Origin of the sequence: Streptomyces sp. NPDC048291, assembly GCF_043201715.1 — a bacterium.
In the GTDB taxonomy this organism is placed as follows: domain Bacteria; phylum Actinomycetota; class Actinomycetes; order Streptomycetales; family Streptomycetaceae; genus Streptomyces.
Genome location: NZ_JBICZC010000018.1, coordinates 220459 through 239994 on the forward strand (window position 1 = coordinate 220459; position 19536 = coordinate 239994).

17 protein-coding genes are annotated in these 19536 nt (G+C 72.8%); 9 read left to right on the plus strand and 8 right to left on the minus strand.

Going from position 1 to position 19536, the window contains the following annotated elements:
- Positions 1-4: 4 nt before the first annotated feature.
- The gene (locus ACGF5O_RS41615) at positions 5-370 is read left to right on the plus strand and encodes a DUF6479 family protein (RefSeq protein ID WP_393815135.1); all 366 of its coding nucleotides are present in this window, start codon (positions 5-7) and stop codon (positions 368-370) included.
- 25 nt (positions 371-395) lie between these two features.
- Here the strand turns inward: ACGF5O_RS41615 and ACGF5O_RS41620 are convergent, their stop codons facing one another.
- The 3 genes from ACGF5O_RS41620 to ACGF5O_RS41630 all read right to left on the minus strand — a co-directional run bounded on the left by ACGF5O_RS41620 (position 396) and on the right by ACGF5O_RS41630 (position 2421).
- Complete coding sequence (locus ACGF5O_RS41620; protein WP_393815136.1) at positions 396-851, minus strand: RpiB/LacA/LacB family sugar-phosphate isomerase; 456 nt, start codon at positions 849-851, stop codon at positions 396-398.
- A 20-nt stretch (positions 852-871) separates the two neighbouring features.
- Complete coding sequence (locus ACGF5O_RS41625) at positions 872-1798, minus strand: NAD(P)-dependent oxidoreductase (RefSeq protein ID WP_393815137.1); 927 nt, start codon at positions 1796-1798, stop codon at positions 872-874.
- Positions 1799-1935: 137 nt separating this feature from the next.
- The gene (locus ACGF5O_RS41630; protein ID WP_393815138.1) at positions 1936-2421 is read right to left on the minus strand and encodes a MarR family winged helix-turn-helix transcriptional regulator; all 486 of its coding nucleotides are present in this window, start codon (positions 2419-2421) and stop codon (positions 1936-1938) included.
- A 200-nt stretch (positions 2422-2621) separates the two neighbouring features.
- On the opposite strand from ACGF5O_RS41630, the gene ACGF5O_RS41635 reads away from it, so the two are divergent.
- Positions 2622-3590 (plus strand): alpha/beta hydrolase, encoded by a 969-nt coding sequence (locus ACGF5O_RS41635; RefSeq protein WP_393815139.1) that lies wholly within the window; start codon positions 2622-2624, stop codon positions 3588-3590.
- Positions 3591-3665: 75 nt separating this feature from the next.
- On the opposite strand, the gene ACGF5O_RS41640 is transcribed toward ACGF5O_RS41635, so the two are convergent.
- Complete coding sequence (locus ACGF5O_RS41640; protein WP_393815140.1) at positions 3666-4022, minus strand: 5-carboxymethyl-2-hydroxymuconate Delta-isomerase; 357 nt, start codon at positions 4020-4022, stop codon at positions 3666-3668.
- Positions 4023-4335: 313 nt separating this feature from the next.
- Here ACGF5O_RS41640 and ACGF5O_RS41645 point away from each other — a divergent pair, with 313 nt between their 5' ends.
- The gene (locus tag ACGF5O_RS41645) at positions 4336-5157 is read left to right on the plus strand and encodes a class I SAM-dependent methyltransferase (protein ID WP_393815141.1); all 822 of its coding nucleotides are present in this window, start codon (positions 4336-4338) and stop codon (positions 5155-5157) included.
- Between the two features lie 15 nt (positions 5158-5172).
- On the opposite strand, the gene ACGF5O_RS41650 is transcribed toward ACGF5O_RS41645, so the two are convergent.
- The gene (locus ACGF5O_RS41650; protein WP_393815142.1) at positions 5173-6744 is read right to left on the minus strand and encodes a Fic family protein; all 1572 of its coding nucleotides are present in this window, start codon (positions 6742-6744) and stop codon (positions 5173-5175) included.
- 258 nt (positions 6745-7002) lie between these two features.
- On the opposite strand from ACGF5O_RS41650, the gene ACGF5O_RS41655 reads away from it, so the two are divergent.
- The gene (locus ACGF5O_RS41655) at positions 7003-8172 is read left to right on the plus strand and encodes an MFS transporter (RefSeq protein ID WP_393815179.1); all 1170 of its coding nucleotides are present in this window, start codon (positions 7003-7005) and stop codon (positions 8170-8172) included.
- Here ACGF5O_RS41655 and ACGF5O_RS41660 read toward each other — a convergent pair.
- The 3 genes from ACGF5O_RS41660 to ACGF5O_RS41670 form a co-directional block, all read right to left on the minus strand.
- Complete coding sequence (locus ACGF5O_RS41660) at positions 8158-8838, minus strand: response regulator (protein WP_393815143.1); 681 nt, start codon at positions 8836-8838, stop codon at positions 8158-8160. The genes ACGF5O_RS41655 and ACGF5O_RS41660 overlap by 15 nt on opposite strands.
- Positions 8835-10037, minus strand: a complete 1203-nt coding sequence (locus ACGF5O_RS41665) for a sensor histidine kinase (protein ID WP_393815144.1) — start codon at positions 10035-10037, stop codon at positions 8835-8837. Before ACGF5O_RS41665 ends, ACGF5O_RS41660 begins: the two co-directional genes overlap by 4 nt.
- A 115-nt stretch (positions 10038-10152) precedes the next feature.
- The gene (locus tag ACGF5O_RS41670) at positions 10153-12408 is read right to left on the minus strand and encodes an MMPL family transporter (protein WP_393815145.1); all 2256 of its coding nucleotides are present in this window, start codon (positions 12406-12408) and stop codon (positions 10153-10155) included.
- 334 nt (positions 12409-12742) lie between these two features.
- Here ACGF5O_RS41670 and ACGF5O_RS41675 point away from each other — a divergent pair, with 334 nt between their 5' ends.
- From ACGF5O_RS41675 to ACGF5O_RS41695, 5 genes are all read left to right on the plus strand, one after another.
- Complete coding sequence (locus tag ACGF5O_RS41675) at positions 12743-13894, plus strand: LacI family DNA-binding transcriptional regulator (protein ID WP_393815146.1); 1152 nt, start codon at positions 12743-12745, stop codon at positions 13892-13894.
- 245 nt (positions 13895-14139) lie between these two features.
- The gene (locus tag ACGF5O_RS41680; RefSeq protein ID WP_393815147.1) at positions 14140-15525 is read left to right on the plus strand and encodes an ABC transporter substrate-binding protein; all 1386 of its coding nucleotides are present in this window, start codon (positions 14140-14142) and stop codon (positions 15523-15525) included.
- Between the two features lies 1 nt (position 15526).
- Entirely contained in the window at positions 15527-16441 is a 915-nt protein-coding gene (locus ACGF5O_RS41685) for a carbohydrate ABC transporter permease (RefSeq protein ID WP_393815148.1), read from the plus strand.
- A complete protein-coding gene (locus ACGF5O_RS41690; RefSeq protein WP_393815149.1) occupies positions 16438-17292 on the plus strand; it encodes a carbohydrate ABC transporter permease in 855 nt (284 codons plus the stop codon). Before ACGF5O_RS41685 ends, ACGF5O_RS41690 begins: the two co-directional genes overlap by 4 nt.
- 36 nt (positions 17293-17328) lie before the next feature.
- Entirely contained in the window at positions 17329-19449 is a 2121-nt protein-coding gene (locus ACGF5O_RS41695; RefSeq protein WP_393815150.1) for a beta-galactosidase, read from the plus strand.
- The last annotated feature ends 87 nt before the right edge of the window (positions 19450-19536 follow it).

Below are 19536 nucleotides of genomic sequence, written 5' to 3' on the forward strand. Positions count from 1 at the left end.
TGCTATGAGTACGGAACCGATGGAGCTGGCCGCCCCCAGCGGCCTACTGAGTCTCGCGCTCTTCGTGGTGGCAGTGGCCGTACTGGCGATGCTCGCCGGGGGCTTCTGGCTGGGCAACCGGATCAAGTACCGCGAGTCGCCAAGGCCACGTCCCGAGGAGCAGCCGAAGCTGCCGCCGGAGGGCGCTGTCCACGAGATCCGGGAGAACCGCGAGTCGGAGGAGATCCCCCTGACACCCAAGGGCGGCCGTCCGCTCACCCCGTACGAACTCAGCAACCAGCAGACCAGGCCGAGCGCGTCGAAGGACCGGCCACGCTGGAGTCCGGGCTCCAGCGGCTCGTTCGGCGGCGGCGGGCTCGGCGCCCACTGATCCCGGAAGCTATCCCGGACACTCCCTAGACAGTCCCGCGGCCCGCGTCGAGGCGACCGACGTGGGCCACGTTCCCGAGGTCCTCGGCGTCCTGGCTCGGCGTGGCCGCGAACCAGGCGTCGAGGATCTCCTTGAGCACCGGCGGCGAGGTCAGGCGCAGGCCGATGGCGAGGACGTTGGCGTCGTTCCAGCGGCGGGCGCCGTCGGCCGTGTAGGCGTCGGCGCACAGGGCGGCGCGGACGCCGGGCACCTTGTTGGCGGCGATCGAGGCACCGGTCCCGGTCCAGCAGCACACCACGGCCTGATCGGCGGCGCCGGCCGCGACGTCCCGGGCGGCCACCTCCGAGCAGACGGCCCACTGCGGGTCGGCCCCGGGTTCCAGGGCACCGTACGTGCGCACGTCATGGCCACGGCGCCGCAGCTCCTCCACGAGGAGGCGGGCGACGGGTTCGTCCATGTCGGAGGAGACGGAGATCCGCATGCCCTGGAGCCTAGTGGAGCCTAGTCGGCGGCCGTTGACGGCGTCGCGGTGTCCGTGCGGGCCTCGATCGCGGTGAGCACCGAGGACATGTCGAGGCGGGCATGGCCCAGCCGCACGCTCTCGCCGTAGAGCTCGCTGCTGAGGTCGAGCATGGGGGTGGCGATCCCCGCCGCGCGGGCCGCGTCGGCGATGAGCCTGGTGTTGGCGTAGGCGTCGGCGGTGGCGGCCTGCACCGTGAAGTCGTGGGCCGCGAGCATCGGGACCTTGACCCGGGTGATGCCGCTGCCCAGCTGGCCGGAGTCGACGACGGAGCGGAAGGCCTCCAGGTCCAGCCCCTGCCGCTGGGCGAAGTGGACGGCCTCGGCCAGTGCCGCGAGGGTCGTGTCCAGGTAGAGGTTGACGGCCAGTTTCATGAGGACGCCGGACCCGGCCGGACCGCAGTAGACGGTCTCCCGGCACATCGGGGCGAGCAGCGGCCGTACCTCCGCCACCGTGTCCGGGTCGCCGCCGAGCATCGCGACGAGGTCACCCGCCTCGGCCGGCCTGCGCGACCCGGAGACCGGCGCCTCGACGAACCGGCCGCCCGCGGCCTCGATGTCGGCGGCGAGTCCCCGCGCGTACTCCGGTGCCGTCGAGCCCGTCGACACGACGACCCGGCCGGCGACCAGCTTGGCGAACTCCGGGCCGCCCCGGCCCAGGACCGCGTCTGTCACCGTCCCGTCGACGAGCATGAGGAACACGACGCGGGCGTGGGCGAAGACCTCCTCGACGCTCGCCGCCACCCGCGCCCCGGCCGCCCGCAGCGCCTCCGTCCGCTCCGGCGTCCGGTTCCAGACGACGAGCGGGGTGCCGGCCCGGGCGAGGTTGAGCGCCATGGGCTGCCCCATCACCCCGAGCCCGACGAAGCCGTACATCGGGGCACCGGCACCGCCGGTCGCTTGCGTCATGGTCGCAACTCCTGGTCGTCGTACGGCGGGTGAGGATCACCGGCACTGTACGGCGCCAGGCGCCAGGTGCTCGGCGCCTGGTGTGTCCGATACCTGGTGCGCGGCGCCTGGTGCGCGGCGCCGTCAGCCGTCAGCCGTCAGCCGTCGGAGACGTTCGCGGTGAGCAGGCGCAGCAGCTGCTTGGCGGTGGCGTCCTGCGCGGGCGTCAGGCCCATGGCGTCGCCGATGGCGACCGGGACGGAGTGGGCGCGGTCCCGGAGCCGCGCGCCCTCCTCGGTCAGCCGGATGGCAACCGACCGCTCGTCGTCGGGGCGCCGTTCCCGGGTGACCAGTCCGCCCGCCTCCAGACGCTTCAGCAGCGGGGAGAGCGTGCTCGACTCCAGCTGAAGTGCGGCGCCGAGCTCGCGCACGGACACCGAGTCCTGGTCCCAGAGGACGAGCATCACCAGGTACTGGGGATAGGTCAGCCCCAGCTCGTCCAGGAGCGGCCGGTAGCGCGCGGTCACGGCGCGGGAGGCGGCGTACAGCGCGAAACAGAGCTGGTCGTCGAGGAGGAGCGAGCCCTCGGCCGGCTCGGCGGCGGTGCGTTCCACGGGGCGACTCCTGGTTCCTGCGGCGTTCATGGCCGCTCACCACCTTAGCTTTCCGGTCCCCTCGACCCCATGGAGCCCAAACACATCGCATGCGATGATATTGGGCACGAACAGATCGCCCAGCAATAAGTAGTGCACGACTTAATCGTGCGCTATTCTCTTCCTCGTGCCGCCGCCCCGGCGAACACCGCCGGCCGCCCCTGCGCGGCACCCGAACCGAGGAGCCCGTCATGACCGACGCCACGCCCGTCCGCCCCGTCCTCGAACCCGCCGCTCAGGCTTTCGTCGAGGCCACCGCCAACCCGCCCTACCTCTTCGACCTCGCCCCCGCCGAGGGCCGCAAGGCCGTCGACGAGGTGCAGTCCGGCGAGATCGCGAAGCCGGCCGTCGACGAGGAGTGGGTGACCGTCGAGGGCGGTCCCACCGGAACCGTGCGGGCCCGCATCGTGCGCCCGGCCGGCGCCACCGGCCCGCTCCCCGTGATCGTCTACATCCACGGCGCCGGCTGGGTCTTCGGCAACGCCCACACCCACGACCGCCTGGTCCGCGAGCTCGCCGTCGGCGCCGACGCCGCCGTCGTCTTCCCCGAGTACGACCTCTCCCCCGAGGTCCGCTACCCCGTCGCCATCGAGCAGAACTACGCCGTGGCGCGCTGGGTCGTGGCCGAGGGCGCGGCCAGGGACCTGGACGCCACCCGGATCGCGGTGGCCGGCGACTCGGTCGGCGGCAACATGACCGCCGCCCTCACCCTGATGGCCAAGGAACGCGGCGACGTGCCCCTGCTCCAGCAGGTGCTGTTCTACCCGGTCACCGACGCGAGCTTCGACACCGCGTCCTACCACCAGTTCGCCGAGGGCTACTTCCTGCGCCGCGACGGCATGCAGTGGTTCTGGGACCAGTACACGACCGACGAGGCCGAGCGCGCCCAGATCACCGCCTCCCCGCTGCGCGCCACCGTCGACCAGCTCACCGGGCTGCCCCCGGCCCTCGTCATCACCGGCGAGGCGGACGTCCTGCGCGACGAGGGCGAGGCCTACGCCAACAAGCTCCGCGAGGCCGGGGTGCCCGTCACCGCCGTCCGCTACCAGGGCATCATCCACGACTTCGTGATGCTCGACGCCCTGCGCGAGACCCACGCCGCCGAAGCCGCGATCAACCAGGCCGTCGCCGTCCTGCGCACCGCGCTGCACACCGGCTGACGGCCGGTGGCGCGGCCCCCTGCCGAGGCCGGGGTTCGGGGCCGTGCACCTCGTCCCCCGCGCGGCGAGTGCGGCTCAGAAGGTCCGCAGGCGGTACGAGTCGCCCAGGTCACGCACCTGTACGGAGCAGACCACAGCGGGGGTCGTGCCCACCCCCAGGTGCTTCTCCAGCAGGGCCAGCACGTCCTCGGACAGCTGGGCCCTGACCGTGTCGGGCCGCCCGGGGAGCAGTCCCACCTCCACGTGCACGAAGGCCGCCGCGTCGCCGTCCCCGTCCGCCGGCCGGGCCTCGGCCGCCTGCCGGAACAGCGTCTTGCACGTGCCGGCCGAGCCGCTGCCCTCGAGAACCGTCGGCTGCAACTCCGCCGCGAAGACCCGCAGGTCGAAGGAGTCGGCGAGCCGCGCGGAGTAGTCGACGGTGATGTGCGGCATGGCGACCCTGATCCTCTTGGCCGGTTGGCTTCCTCGACCGTGTTGCGCTGTGACGGTCGCCCCCGGCACGACTCGTGTGCTCGTGTGCTGATGTGCTCGTGAGCTGGTGTGCGGCGGAGTTAGTTGTATCAGCCCTCGATCTGCCCGAGGTCCGGCCCCTCGGCCGATCGGCCGCCCGCGCGGCGCGCCTCGGCCGCGCGGGCGGGCGCCGGTGGAGTATCGGTGGGGCGGGCGGCCCCGGCATGGGCCGCCCGGTACCCCCCACCACCTGCGAGGGCCCAGCCATGAAACCCTTCGACGCTCCGGCGGCGGTGTGACCGCCGCGCCCGGCGGCGGCCGCTACGGCGAGGCCGTCTTCCGTCCCGAACAGGCCGGCGAGGGCGAGCGCATCGACGTCGGCGCCCTTGTCTACGACGACATCACCATGGCGCGGCTCCGGGCACTCGGCGCCGGGCCGGGGTGGCGTTGCCTCGACGTGGGGGCCGGTACCGGCACGGTCTCCCGCCGGCTGCTGGACGAGGCCGGGGTGGACAGCGTGCTCGCCGTCGACCGCGACGTGCGGTTCCTCACCGGGCGGCCCGGGCTCGATGTCCTGGAGGCCGACATCACCGCCGCCGGCACCACCGCCGCGGGCCTGGTCCCCGGGCGGTTCCGGCTCGTCCACGCGCGCTTCGTGCTGATGCACCTGGTCGAGCACGAGCGTCTGGTCTCGACGCTGGCCGAACTCGTCGCGCCCGGCGGTGTGCTGGTGCTCAGCGACGCGGTCGACCTGACGAGCGACCGGACGCCCGACACTCCGTACAGCACGATGATGCGGGCGATGTGGCAGGGGCTGCGGGCCACGATCGGGACGGACGTCTCCTGGGTGCCGTCGTATCCGCAGGTACTGCGCGGTGCGGGGCTCGGGTCGGTGGCCGCCGAGATCCATGTGCCGCCGCTGCTGCCGGGCAGTCCCGTCAGCCGCTTCTGGGCGGACACCTGGGAGCGGAGCCGGGCGGCGATGCTCGCCACCGGCCTGGTCGACGACGCGGCCGTCGACGCGGCGGTCCGGTACCTGGACTCCGAGGAGTGTGCCGCGCTGTCGGCCGGCATGCTCACCGTCTGGGGCTGGAAGGCCGCCGCCCCGGCCGGCTGACCGGAGGCGACCCGGTCAGCCGGCCGGGGCGGCGGCCTGGCGCCGGCTCTCCGCGAGGTGCAGGTCGGTGTAGCTGGTGAGCGCCACCGCGTCCCGGGGGTCGTCGGCCCGGAAGGTGACGCGGCGGAGCAGGCTGACGCTGTCGAGCGCGACGCCTTCGCGGGCGAGGACGTAGACCAGGGCGAGGAAGGCGGAGCGGGCGTTCCCGTCGTCGAAGGGGTGGAAGAAGCAGACGTCGAGACAGGCACGGGCGGCGCGGGCGGTCAGGGGCAACGGTACTCCGGCGCCTTCGGCGCTCCCGACGTCTCCGGCCTCCTCAGTGCTCCCGGTGCTCCCGGGCCTCCCGGTGCCCTCGGCGTTCCCAGCCTCCTCAAGGCTCCCAGCCCCCTCAACGCTCCCAGCGCCCCCGACGTCCTCAACGCTCCCGACCTCCTCAAGGCCCTCGGCGCTGTCGGCACTCCTGGCGCTGCCGGCGCTCTCGACGCCCCTCGCGCTCTCGGCCAAGCACGCGTCGAGGCGGGCCCGGGTGTCCGGTGCGATGCCGTAGCGCTCCCGGCCGTGCTTGGCGAAGGCGGGCGTGGTGCGGAAGGCGGGTGGGTGGGCGGTGCCCAGGACGTGCTGTTGCCAGCCCTGGAGCAGGGCGAAGTCGAGCGGCGCGTCGTGCGCCGCGTCGGCCCGGAGCCGTTCGAGTGCGGCGAGCAGGCCGTCGGCGCGGGCGGGGTCCAGGGAGCGGTCGAAGGCGTGGATGTCCTCGGCCGCACCGTCGCGCACCGGTGTCACCGGCCCCTCCCCGCCCCGGTCGGAGGCCTCCCGCCAGGCCACGGTCCCGCGTACGGTGAGCCACCGCGCCAGGTGGTCGACGGCCGGCCCGGCGGGCGCCGGCGGCGCGCCCGACGGCGGCAGCGACCGCGCGAGGCGCTCCGCGATGTCGTCGACGACCACGCTCTCCGGGGCGACCCAGCTGTGGAACCGGCCGCCGACCGCCTCGTCGACGAGTGCGCGGGCGTTGCCCGGTGCGACTCCCCAGCGGTCGAGGAACCATCCGAGCACCTGCCGGCAGTGCCCGTACCAGCCGCTGCCGCAGCCCGTACGGTCGACGACCTGCAGGATGAGGTTCCGGGCGGCGCGTTCCCACAGGATCCGCTGGTCGTCGACGGCGTCCGGGTCCAGCGGGTACGCGTCGAACCGCCCGGCGAGGCTCTCCAGCCACGCCCGCCACTCGCGCAGCGCCGCGACGACCCGGTCGAGGGTCTCCTCGGGGGTGGTGATCGAGTCCCGCGGGCAGCACCAGCTCCCGACGGGCCCGCCGTCGAAGTCCCCCTCGTCGTGCGCCCAGCGCCAGCCCACGGCCCAGCGGCCGTAGCGCTCCATGAGGGCGTACGACATGGCGGTCGCCCAGAGGTTGCCCTCGCGGTGGCTCCAGGAACTCATCGCCGGGTCGACGCGCGATACGTCGGGAGGGCTCGGAACGCATCGGGCCGGGCCGAGCGAGCGCACCGCCCGCGCCGCCGCCTCGTGGTCGAACGGATGACGGGCGGGGTCCACCTCGTCCCAGGACAGGTCGAACGGCCACAGCACGGACTTCACCCGCGCAAGTCTCGACGGGCGGCCCGCGGCCCGGCAACTGCGTTTCGGAGGAGCCGGGAGCCGGTCTGCCACGGGCAGCGGGGGTGGCGTACCGGCGTGGCCCGACCGTCAATTGTGTTGCGGCCGGGTGGGTGGGCCCGGTGAGCTGGCCGGGTGGAGGGTGCGACCGGGCAGGCGCGACGGCCGGTGGCCGGGCGGGACCGGGCAGGCGCGGGGCGGTCGGCCCCGTGGCGCGGACCGGCGGTGCTGGCGGCCCTGATGCTGGCCGCGTTCACGTTCAACACGGCCGAGAACCTGCCGGTGGGGCTTCTGGAGCTCGTCTCCGGCAGCCTCCGGGTGTCGCTGTCGGCGGTCGGACTGCTGGTCACCGGTTACGCGGCGGCGGTCGCGGCGGCCTCCGTGCCGCTGGCCTGGGTGACCCGGCGGGTGCCCCGCCGTGATGTGCTCACGGGGCTGCTGGCCGCGTTGGTGGTGTCCAGTCTGATCGCGGCGCTGGCCACCTCCTACTGGCTGCTGCTCGTGGCGCGGCTGCTGACCGCGCTCGCGCAGGCGTTGTTCTGGGCCGTGACGGGGCCGGTCGCGGTGGGCTTGTTCGCGCCCGGTGTGCGCGGGCGGGTGGTGGGGGCGCTGTCGGTGGCCGGTTCGCTCGCCCTCGTGGTCGGTGTCCCGGCCGGGACCTGGCTCGGGCAGCGGAGCGGCTGGCGGGTGCCCGTCGCCGGGCCGGCCGTTCCGGCGCTCCTCTGCCTGGTGACCGTCGCCGTTCTGCTGCCCGCCACGCCCGCGGAGCGGGAGCCCGCCGCCCGCGGGACCGGCCCGGACACCCGCCGGTTCGGGATCGTCCTGGCGGCCGGGGCCCTGTCCGCCGCCGGGGCGTTCACGGGGTACACGTACGTCGTGACGTTCCTCGGCGAGGTGAGCGGGTTCTCCGCGCACGCCGTCGGCGTCCTGCTGGTGGTCTTCGGTCTCGCGTGTCTGGCCGGGGTGAGCGTCACCGGGGCCCTGCTGGACCGGTTCCCGCGCTCCGCGCTGGCCACTGCCGTCGCCGTGCAGGCGGCGGGCCTGCTCGGCCTGTACGCGGCCGGCACCCGCCCGGTGGTCGCGGTGGTGTTCCTGGCGCTGCTGGGCGGTGCGCTCGGGCCGGTGTTCATGACCACGCAGAACGAGATGCTGCGCTGCGCGCCCGGCCGCACGGACAGCGCGCTCGCGGCGAACTCCGGCTGCTACCACGCCGGGATCGCGGCGGGCGCCGCGCTGGGCGGACTGATCCTGGCCCTGGCCGACGTGCGTGTTGCCTTCCTCGCCGGCGGACTGCTGACCGTGGGGGCGGGCGTGGTGCTGGCCGGCGGGTGGCGGTGGCGCCGGAGACCGGCGCCGGACCTGCCGGGCCCGCCGAACGGGCGGGTGGCCGCGTCCTCAGAACTGCCGTGACTCGGGGCGTACGAGGCCGGTCTGGTAGGCGATGACGACGAGCTGGGCGCGGTCGCGGGCGCCGAGCTTGGTCAGCGCGCGCTGGATGTGGCTGCGGACGGTCAGGACGCTCAGGACGAGTTCCCCGGCGATCTCGTCGTTCGACTTGCCGCGGGCCGCGAGCGCGGTGACCTCCCGTTCTCGCGGGGTGAGGTCGTTCAGGCGCTCCGCGGGTGCCAGGAGGTTGCCGGGGGCGGGGCCGGCGAGGAAGCGGGTGATGAGGGCGCGGGTGGCGCCCGGGGAGAGCAGTGCCTCGCCGGCGGCGACGGTGCGTATGCCGTCGAGGAGGGTGTCGGTGGTGACGTACTTGCCGAGGAAGCCGCTGGCGCCGACGCGCAGCGCCCGGGCGACGTACTCGTCGGTCTCGTACATGGTGAGGACGAGGACGCGGGTGTCGGCGAGTTCGGGGTCGGCGCAGATGGCGGCGGTGGCGGCGAGGCCGTCCGTGCCGGGCATGCGGATGTCCATGAGGACGATGTCGGGGCGGTGGGTGCGGGCCAGGTCCACGGCCTCGCGGCCGTCGGCGGCCTCGCCGACCACCTCCAGGTCCTCGCAGGAGTCGATCAGCAGCCGGAAGGTGCCGCGCAGCAGGGCCTGGTCGTCGACGAGCAGGACACGGATACTCACGGGGCGGCCTCGAGTTCTTCCGGTGCGAGGGAGTGGAGCGGCAGAGCGGTGCTCACTTCGAAGCCGCCCTGGGGGCGCGGTCCGGCGCGCAGGTCGCCGCCGACGGAGTGGGCGCGTTCCCGCATACCCATCAGACCGTAGCCGCCGGTGGCCGCCGGAGCGGTGGCGGTGACGTCGTTGGTGACCGAGATGAGCAGCCGGGACCGGCCGTAGCTGAGCCGGACGTCGGCGCCCTGGCCTGCGCCGTGCTTGGTGACGTTGGTGAGGGCTTCCTGGATGATCCGGTACGCCGTCAGGTCCACGCCCGGTGACAGCGGCAGGGGCTCGCCCTCCGTGGTGACGGCGACGTCCAGTCCTGCGCTCGCGTACGTCGCGATCAGGTCGGGCAGCCGGTCCAGGCCGGGTGCGGGCTCCAGGGACTCGCCGTCCTGGTCGCCGGACTGCCGGAGCACGCCCACCGTGGCCCGGAGCTCGATGAGCGCGGAGGACGTGGTGACCGTCAACTCGTCGAGCAGTTTCAGCGCCTGCTCGGGCCGGGTGGGCACGAGGTGACGGGCGGTGCCGGCCTGGGCGTTGGCGACGGCCATGTGGTGGGCGACGACGTCGTGCAGTTCCCGGGCGATCCGCATCCGCTCCTCGGCGACGCGCAGCCGGGCCTCCTCCTCGCGGGTGCGTTCGGCATACGCGGCCCTGGCCTGCACGGACTCCAGGTAGGCCGCGCGCAACCGCGCACTGCTGCCGCCGACGATGGGCAGCAGCAGCCAGAGGACGGGGCCGACCGTGCGCAGCAGCAGCATGTCGGTCGTGGGGGTGTCGAGCATGGCGGTGATCACCACCACGGCCATGGCGGCCAGACCGAAGATCCGCGCGGTCCGCCGGTCGGTCCGGGCGGCCACCCAGTACAGGGACAGCATGAGGGGGGCCAGCAGCAGGGGGGTGGGCAGGTAGCCGTGGGCGAAAGTGGCCACCGAGCAGGCCATGGCCACGGTGGCGACGGCGCGCGGGCGGTCGCGTGCCTGCAGCAGCGCGAGGCAGGTGACGGCCGCGAGGGCGACGGCGGGCCACTCCTCCCGCGGTTGGTGGAAACCGGGGAAACGGAGCGCGGCGCCGAGGGTCACACAGCCGAGCAGCGCCAGTGCCGTGGCCACGTCCGTGACGCGGCGGAGGCGCCCCGTCCCGCGCTCCAAGCTGGTGGTCATGTCTCTCTCCGGATGGTGGGCCTGGGTCCATGGTGGACGACGTCCGCGGTGAAACGCCTCTGTGGGCCGACCGTGACCTGCGCCACGGGCGGCCTACAGAGGCTGGAGGAAGCGGTCAGACGCCCGCCTCGACCGGCTCGCCGGAGGTCGGATCCTGGTCGCCGGCCGCCACGGCGGCCGGGCCGCGGGTGAGGGCCTCGCCCTCGATGTCCACCCGGGGCAGCAGCCGGTCCAGCCACTTCGGCAGCCACCAGGCCCGGTCTCCCAGCAGGGCGAGGACCGCGGGCACGATCGCCATCCGGACGACGAAGGCGTCGAGGAGGACGGCGGTGGCCATGCCGAACCCGATCATCTTGATCATGGACTCGCCCTCGCCGATGAACCCGGAGAAGACCGCGATCATGATGAGGGCGGCGGCCACGACGACCCGGGCGCTGTGCCGGAACCCGGAGACCACCGCCTCCCTCGCCGGTTCGCCGTGGACGTAGGACTCCCGCATCCGGGAGACGAGGAAGACCTCGTAGTCCATGGCCAGGCCGAAGATGATGCCCACCAGGAAGATCGGCATCAGGCTCATGATCGGCCCGGTCTGCTCCACCCCGAACAGCCCGGCCGCGTGTCCCTGCTGGAAGACCAGGACGACCGTGCCGAGGGCCGCGAGGACCGACAGCAGGAAGCCGAGCGCCGCCTTGAGCGGGACGAGCAGGGACCGGAAGACCACCAGCAGGAGGACGACGGCGAGACCGACGACGGTGACGAGGTAGGGCACGAGTGCCGACTGGACCTTGCCCGAGATGTCGATGTTCAGCGCGGTGGTGCCGGTGACCTCGAAGGACGCGCCGGCCGCCGACTCGATGGCCGGGCGTTCGCCGCGGATCGTCTTGACGAGCGTCTTGGTCTTCTCGTCGGTGGGGCTGGTGGACGGGGTGGCCGTGAACACCGCCGTGTCCGCCGCCTTGTTGAAGCGCGGCTGCGACACCGAGACGACCCCGTCGGTGGCGGCGATCCGTTCCCGGACCGTGCTCACCCCGCCCTTGGCGTCGTCGGCGCCCTTGGCGTCCACGACGATGGTCAGCGGGCCGTTGAACCCGGGGCCGAAGCCCTTGGCGAGGTCGTCGTAGGCGCGCCGCTCGGTGGTGGAGGTGGCCTTGGCCTCGTCTCCCGGCATGCCGAGCTGCAGCTGGGTCATCGGGACGGCGAGGGCGCCGAGGCCCACGACACCGAGCAGCAGCACGGGGAGCGGGCGGCGCAGCACGAAGCGGGCCCAGCGGGTGCCCCGGTTGTCGCCCTGGGGCTCCGCCTTCTTCGCCTTCTTGGCCCGGAACAGCCGGCGACGGCCGCCTTCCCGCCTGCGCGCGGCGCCCGCCAGTACGGCGTTCGGCCAGAATCCGAGCAGGGCCGGCACGACGGTCAGGGCGATGACGACGGCGACGACCACCGCCCCGGCGGCGGTCAGACCCATCTTGGTCAGCATCGGGATGCCGACGACGGAGAGACCGGCCAGGGCGATGACCACGGTGAGGCCGGCGAAGACCACCGCCGAGCCCGCCGTGCCGACCGCGAGCCCGGCCGCCTCCTCCGGAGACCGGCCTCCGGCGCGTTCCTCCCGGTAGCGGGAGACGACGAACAGGGCGTAGTCGATGCCGACGGCGAGGCCCAGCATCATCGCCAGCGTGCCGGTGCTGGTGGACAGCCCCAGGGCGTCGGCCAGCACGGTGATGGTGAACATGCTGATGCCGACGCCGAGGATCGCGGTCAGCAACGGCAGCCCGGCGGCGGCCAGCGAACCGAAGGTGACCAGCAGCACGACGGCCGCGATCGCGATGCCGATGATCTCGGCGGTGCCGCCGGGTCCGGCGCCGCTGTCCATGGCGGAGCCGCCGGTCTCGACCGTGAGGCCCGCTCGGCGTGCCTGGTCGGTGGCGTTCTCCAGCGCCGTACGGCTGGCGTCGGTGAGGGCGGAGGACTTCACCTTGTAGGTGACGGTCGCGTAGGCCGTGGTGCCGTCCTTGCCGACCGCCTTCGCGGTGAAGGGGTCCGCGACCCCCGCCACCTGGGTGCCGTCGCCCAGGGCGTCCACCGTCTCCTCGACGGCCTTCCGGTTCGCGGTGGCGGTCACCTTCTGCCCGTGCGGGGCGACGAAGACGACCCGTGCGGTGGCGCCGTCGGCAGCCGCGCCGGGGAAGCGCTCCTGCATCAGGTCGAACGCCTTCTGGGACTCGATGCCCGGCGTCGAGAACTCCTCGTCGGCGGCGCCCGGCGCCTGCAGCGCACCCAGTCCTACGGCGGCCAGGACGGCCACCCACAGCAGGGCGACGTACCCGCGCCGCCGGAAGGCCAGTCGGCCCAGTCGATACAGAAAAGTAGCCACGTCAGAGAACTCCGCATCCGATCTCGCTTGGTCACCAAGGCTGTCCTGACGAGGGCCCTCTCGTCGTCGTGCGGCTACTGGCACTACCGCCTACTGAATCCGGAGGACGGCCTACTGAAACCGCAGTACGCGTCCGGGCCACCGGATCCTGCGCCGGTACTACGGCACCGGGGGCCGCCGGTGCCCGGGCGCACCGGCCTCGCACGTGGGCTCCTGTGATCGATGCGTTCCCGACTCTTGACGCCACCCCTATGACTGCGTAGACATGACAGCGCAGTCAGTCAGACCGCGCATGACATGATGAGCACCGATCAAGCGGTCACCGGGAGACGCCATGACACCAGGGACGGGACGCGGCAAGAGCACGGCCGCGCCGCGCAGTGTCGACGTGGCCCGGCTGGCCGGTGTCTCGCAGAAGACCGTCTCGCGGGTCTTCAACGACGAGCCGTACGTCTCCGAGGACGTGCGCCGTCGCGTGCTCGACGCCGCCGAACAGCTCGGCTACCGGCGCAACAACGCCGCCCGGGCGCTGGCCTCCGGACGCACCCGCTCGATCGGCGTGGTGACGCTGGGTACGGCCCTGTACGGACCCGCCTCACTGCTCATGGGCGTCGAGCGGGTCGTCCGGGACACCGGCTACGCACTGCGCGTGGTCAACACGGTGGAGGGCGACCCGGCGGGCCTCTCCGGCGCCGTGGACTCGCTCCTCGACCAGGGCGTGGACGGCATCGTGATCTCGGAACCCATCGACGAGCAGGGCGAGCTGTCCCTGCGCGTCGACGTGCCGGTCCTCGTCATGGGCGCACCGCCGCCGGTCACCGCACCGACCGTGCTGACCGCCGGGGACGGCGCCGACCTGATGGCCCGCACCGCCACCGAACACCTGCTGAACCTCGGCCATGTGACGGTCCATCACCTCTCCGGTCCACAGCGCTGGTACGCGGCGCGGGACCGTCTGGAGGGCTGGCGGGCCGCCCTGGCCGCGGACGGCAGGGAGGTGCCCCCGGTCGCCGGGGGCGACTGGTCGGCGGCCTCCGGGTACGCGGCGGGGCGCGAACTCGCCGCCGACGACCGGGTGACCGCGGTCTTCTGCGCCAACGACGACATGGCGATCGGGCTGATCCGCGCGCTGACCGAGGCCGGCCGGCGGGTGCCGGAGGACGTCAGCGTGGTCGGTTTCGACGACATCCCGGTCGCCGCCTATGTGACTCCCCCGCTCACCACGGTGCGCCAGCCCTTCGACGCCGTGGCACAGGAGGGCCTCAAACGCCTGGTGCACGCCATCGAGAACCCGGCGGCGGATCCACTGGCGTCGAGCGGTCCACCGGTCGACCTCGTCGTCCGCGCCTCGACCGCGCCCCCACCGGGCCGGAGGACACCGGCCCGTGGCCGGCGCGGCCCGGCATCCGGTCCTTCATCCGGATCGGCACCCGGTCCGTCATCCGGTCCGTCATCCGCGAACGGAGGTACCAGCACCGACAGCTGACCCGCAGTCCGACCCGCACCACCCCACCTCACGCGATCCCGGCACGAGCCGCCCCACCGTCACCCACGCCGCACTGATCGCACACCTTTCCTCACCTCCCTGAGCGCGCCCGGCATCCGACCGGCGCCCGGGCCCGCGCGCCGCTCGCCGCTCCTGCGGCACGGTTCCGCGCCTCCCTCCCCCCTCCTCACCCCCGCACGCCCTCGCCAGGCGTGCCGTCCCTTCGCCATCGGCGGGAGTTCACCATGCCCAGATCCACCTCCAGCACCGCCTCCATGAACCGTCGGCTGTTCCTCGCCACCACCGGCGCCGTGTCGCTCGGCGCCGCCCTCACCGCCTGCGGCGGCGGGGACAGCGGCGGCTCCTCCGCCTCGGCCAAGCCCGTGAGCCAGGCCGACGTCGACAAGGCCATGAAGACCCCGACCGAGCTGACGTTCTGGACCTGGGTCCCGAACATCGCCAAGGAGGTCGCGCTCTTCGAGAAGAAGTACCCCGCCGTCAAGGTCAAGATCGTCAACGCCGGCCAGGGAACACCCCAGTACACCAAGCTGCGTACGGCGCTGAAGGCCGGCAGCGGCGCACCCGACATGGTCCAGATCGAGTACCAGGCCATCCCGACCTTCACCATCACCAACAGCCTGCTCGACCTGCGGCCGTACGGCGCCTCGGCGCTCAAGTCCACCTTCGTCGACTGGACCTGGGGCCAGATCAGCGGCGGCAACGGCGAGATCTGGGCGATACCGCAGGACACCGGCCCGATGGGCATGCTGTACCGGCACGACATCTTCGAGAAGCACGGCATCGAAGTGCCGGGCACCTGGGACGAGTTCGCCGCCGCCGCGCGCAAGCTGCACAAGGCGGACCCGGACGTCCGTCTGACCAACCTCGCCGCCAACCAGGTCGCCGCCTGGCACGGGCTGCTCTGGCAGGCGGGCGCCAAGCCCTATGTCACCTCGGGCAAGAGCGACATCACCATCAGCGTGGACGACGCCGTCTCGCGGAAGCTCGGCGCGTACTGGGGCGGACTCGCGAAGGAAGGGGTCATCGGCGTCGAGCCGGACTTCACCGACTCCTGGTACGCGGCCCTCAACAAGGGCAAGTACGCCACCTGGATCACCGCCGCGTGGGGGCCGGTGTTCCTGTCCGGCTCCGCCAAGGCCACGGCCGGCAAGTGGCGGGCGGCCCCGCTGCCGCAGTGGGACGCGGCCAAGCCCAGCTCGGGCAACTGGGGCGGCTCCACCACCGCGGTCGTCCGCTCCACCAAGAACCCGATCGCGGCTGCCGTGTTCGCGCAGTTCCTCAACAGCGACCCGGCCAGCGCGAAGATGTTCGCCACCGAGCAGTTCTTCTTCCCCGCCACCAAGGCCCTGCTCACGGACGCGTCGTTCACCGGGGACGCCCCCTCCTTCTACGGCGGCCAGAAGGTCAACCAGGTCTTCGCCGACATCAGCTCCACGGTCAACTCCACTTTCCAGTGGCCCCCGTTCCTCGACCAGGCGGCCACCGACTGGACCGAGACCGTCGGCAAGTCCCTCGCGGACCACACCGACACGGTCCGCGCGCTCGGCAGCTGGCAGTCGCGGCTGACGACGTACGCGAAGAGCCAGGGCTTCACGGTCAAGGGGAGTTGAGATGACCGGCACCCGCCGCCACCGGGCCGCCGGACCGCTCTTCGTCGCCCCGTTCCTGACGCTGTTCCTGCTGCTCTTCCTCGCCCCGCTCGGCTACGCCGCCTATCTCAGCCTGTTCCAGAGCCGCCTGATCGGCGGGACGGTGTTCGTCGGCCTCGACAACTACACGCAGGCGCTGGGCGATCCCCAACTCCTGCACGGCGTGGGCCGGGTGGCGCTGTTCTTCGTGATCCAGGTGCCGGTGATGCTGCTGCTGGCGCTGCTGTTCGCCCTCGCGCTCGACAGCGGGCTGCTGCGGCTGGCGCGGGTGATCCGGCTCGGCATCTTCGTGCCGTACGCCGTGCCCAGCGTGGTCGCCGCACTCATGTGGGGCTATCTGTACGGGCCGGACTTCGGCCCGTTCGCCCAGCTGAGCCGGAAACTGGACCTGCCGGCCCCGCACTTCCTCAGCGACGGCTGGATGCTGGGCAGCCTGGCGAACATCGTGACCTGGGAGTTCGTCGGCTACAACATGATCATCCTGTACGCCGCCCTGCGCACGATCCCGCAGGAGCTGTACGAGGCGGCGGCGGTGGACGGCGCCGGGGCCTGGCGCATCGCCTGGTCGGTGAAACTGCCCGCGCTGCGACCGGCGCTGCTGCTCACCCTCCTCTTCTCGGTGATCGGCAGCTTCCAGCTCTTCAACGAACCCAACCTGCTGATGAAGATCGCCCCGGATGTCATCAGCAGCTCCTACACCGCCAACCTGTACGCCTACTCCCTCGCGTTCACCGGCCAGCAGGTCAACTACGCGGCCACGGTGTCCTTCCTCCTCGGCCTGGTCATCGTGATCGCCTCCTACGGCGTGCTGCTCACCGCGAACCGCGGCAGCCGCGAGGGCCGTACCAGCCGCGACACCCTGAGGAGGGCCGCATGACGACCCGTCGCAGCACCCCGCTGACCATCGCCATGCTGGCGGCGCTCGCGTACTTCCTGCTCCCCCTGTGCTGGCTGCTGATCGCCTCGACCAAGAGCACCCAGGACCTCTTCAACAGCTTCGGCCTGTGGTTCTCGCACGCCCCGCGGCTCCTGGCCAACATCAGGGCGACCTTCGCCCAGGACGACGGCGTCTTCGTGCACTGGCTGCTCAACACGGTCCTGTACGCCGTCGTCAGCGCGGTCGGCGCCGCGCTGCTCGCGGCGGCCGGCGGCTACGGGTTCGCGAAGTTCCGTTTCCGGGGCGACCGGTTCACCTTCAACCTGGTACTCGGTGCCGTCATGGTCCCGACGACCGCGCTGGCCATCCCGACCTATCTGCTGTTCGCCAAGGCGGGCCTGGTCAACACCCCCTGGGCGGTGATCCTGCCGTCCCTCGTCAACCCGTTCGGCCTCTATCTGATGCGCATCTACGCGGCCGACGCCGTCCCGGACAGCCTCCTGGAGGCCGCGCGCATCGACGGGGCCGGCGAGGCCCGCATCTTCTTCCGGATCGCCCTGCGGCTGCTGGGCCCCGGTCTGGTGACGGTCCTGCTGTTCACGCTCGTGGCGACCTGGAACAACTACTTCCTGCCACTGATCATGCTCAACGACCCGAACCTGTACCCGGTGACGGTGGGCCTGGCCTCCTGGGCCGCGCAGGCCCAGAACGGCGGGGCCGGTGCCAGCAGCGACATGCTGGCGCTGGTCGTGACCGGTTCCCTGCTCTCGATCGTCCCGCTCGTCGCCGCCTTCCTGCTGCTCCAGCGGTACTGGCAGAGCGGCCTGGCGGCCGGCGGCGTCAAGCAGTAACTCCCGCACTATCACTGTCTTTCGGAGGTCCCCTTCATGGCGGCTCTGCCTGCCCGTGTCCTGTTCGGCGCCGCGTACTACCACGAGTACCAGCCGTACGAGCGTCCCGCCGAACGCCTCAAGACCGACCTCGATCTGATGGCCGACGCCCATGTCACCGTCATCCGGGTCGGCGAGTCGGTCTGGTCGACCTGGGAGCCGGAGAACGGCCGCTTCGACCTGGGCTGGCTGCAACCGGTGCTCGACGGCGCCCACGAGCGCGGCATCGCCGTCGTCCTGGGCACCCCGACGTACGCCGTCCCGCCGTGGCTCGCCCGGCAGTACCCGGAGATCGCGGGCGAGCGGCGCACCGGGGAGCGGATCGGCTGGGGTGCCCGGCAGGAGGTCGACTTCACACACCCGGCGTTCCGGTTCCACGCCGAGCGGGTCGTCCGCCGGATCGTCGCCCGGTACGCCGACCACCCGGCGGTCATCGGCTTCCAGGTCGACAACGAACCCGGCAACGAACTCCTGCACAACCGGGGCGTGTTCGAGCGCTTCGTCGACCATCTGAGGGAGAAGTACGGGGACGTCGAGACCCTCAACCGCGAGTGGGGCCTGGTCTACTGGTCCCACCGGCTGTCCACGTGGGCCGACCTGTGGACCCCGGACGGCAACGCGCAGCCCCAGTACGACATCGCCTGGCGGGAGTTCCAGGCCCGTCAGGTCACCGAGTTCATCGGCTGGCAGGCCGACATCGTCCGCGAGTACGCCCGCCCGGAGCAGTTCGTCACCACCTGCATCTCCTACACCCGCCCCGCGGTCGAGGACGACGAGCTGACCGACCGGCTCGACATCGCGGCCGGCAACCCGTACTACGACATGCAGGACGGTCTGCTGCTCCCCGACCCCACCCCCGAGGGCCACGAGCAGCAGTGGAAGACCCGCGGGGTGTGGTCGCTGTACCGGACCGCCGACTGGATGTTCTCCTCGCGGCAGGCGCCGTTCCTGGTCACGGAGACCAACGCCGGTTCGATCGGCTTCCCCTGGGACAACCGGCCCGCCTACGACGGCCAGTGGCGCCAGGCGGCCTGGGCGCTGGTCGGGCGCGGGGCCCGGATGATCGAGTACTGGCACTGGCACACGCTGCACTTCGGCGCCGAGACCTACTGGGGCGGCATCCTGCCGCACACCGGCCGCCCCGGCCGGGTCTACGCCGAACTCGCGCGACTGGGCGCCGAGTTCGAGACGGCGGGCGCACTCGTCGCCGGTCTGGAGCCGGACGCGGACCTCACGATGGTGTACTCGACGCCCAGCAAGTGGCTGATGCAGAAGTACCCGCCGCTGGCCACGCCCGACGGCGACCCCGACCCGGCCGCCTACCACCGGATCTTCGACGCCTTCCACCGGGGCGCCTTCGACGCCGGCCGCCAGGTACGGATCGTCCACGCCCGGCAACTGCGCGACACCGAGACGCCCGAGGAGACGGTACGCCGGCACCCGGTCCTGGTCGTGCCGGCGCTGTACCTCGCCGACGACGCGACCCTCGACCGGCTCGCGGCCTACGCCCACGCGGGCGGTCATCTCGTCCTCGGCCCGCGCACCGGCTACGCCGACCAGGCGGGCCGGGCCCGCACCGAACCGGCCCCCGGCCGGCTCACGGACGCGGCGGGCGTGTCGTACGACGAATTCAGCAATCTGGGGCAGGACCTGCCGGTACGGTCCGTGCCCGGCGGCCCGCTCCGCCTCCCGGAGGGCGCCACGGCCACCCGCTGGGCGGACGGCCTGACCGTCGCCGACGCCGAGCCGCTCGTCGAGTACGACCACCCGCACTTCGGGCGCTGGCCCGCGGTCACCACCCGCCCGCACGGCGCGGGCCGGGTCACGTACGTCGGCACGGTGCCCGGCCGCGACCTCGCCCGGACGCTCGCCGAGTGGCTGGCCCCGTCCGCCCGCCACGGCTGGCGGGACCTCCCGGCCACGGTCACCGCGACGACCGGCACCGCACCCGACGGGAGCCGCGTGCACATCCTCCACAACTGGAGCTGGGGGCCCGCGAGCATCTCCGCCCCGGTGCCCCTCACCGACGTCCTCGACGGCACGCCGCTCGCCGCGCACGCGCCGCTGACCCTCGGCCCGTGGGACGTCCGCGTCCTCGTCTCCGCCGACATCGGCTGACCGCACGGCTTCCCGACGGAGAGAGAGGAGTCCAGGCGAGTCTGACCCTGCGGAGCCTGCTCGGTGCCGGGCCGGATGCCGTTGACC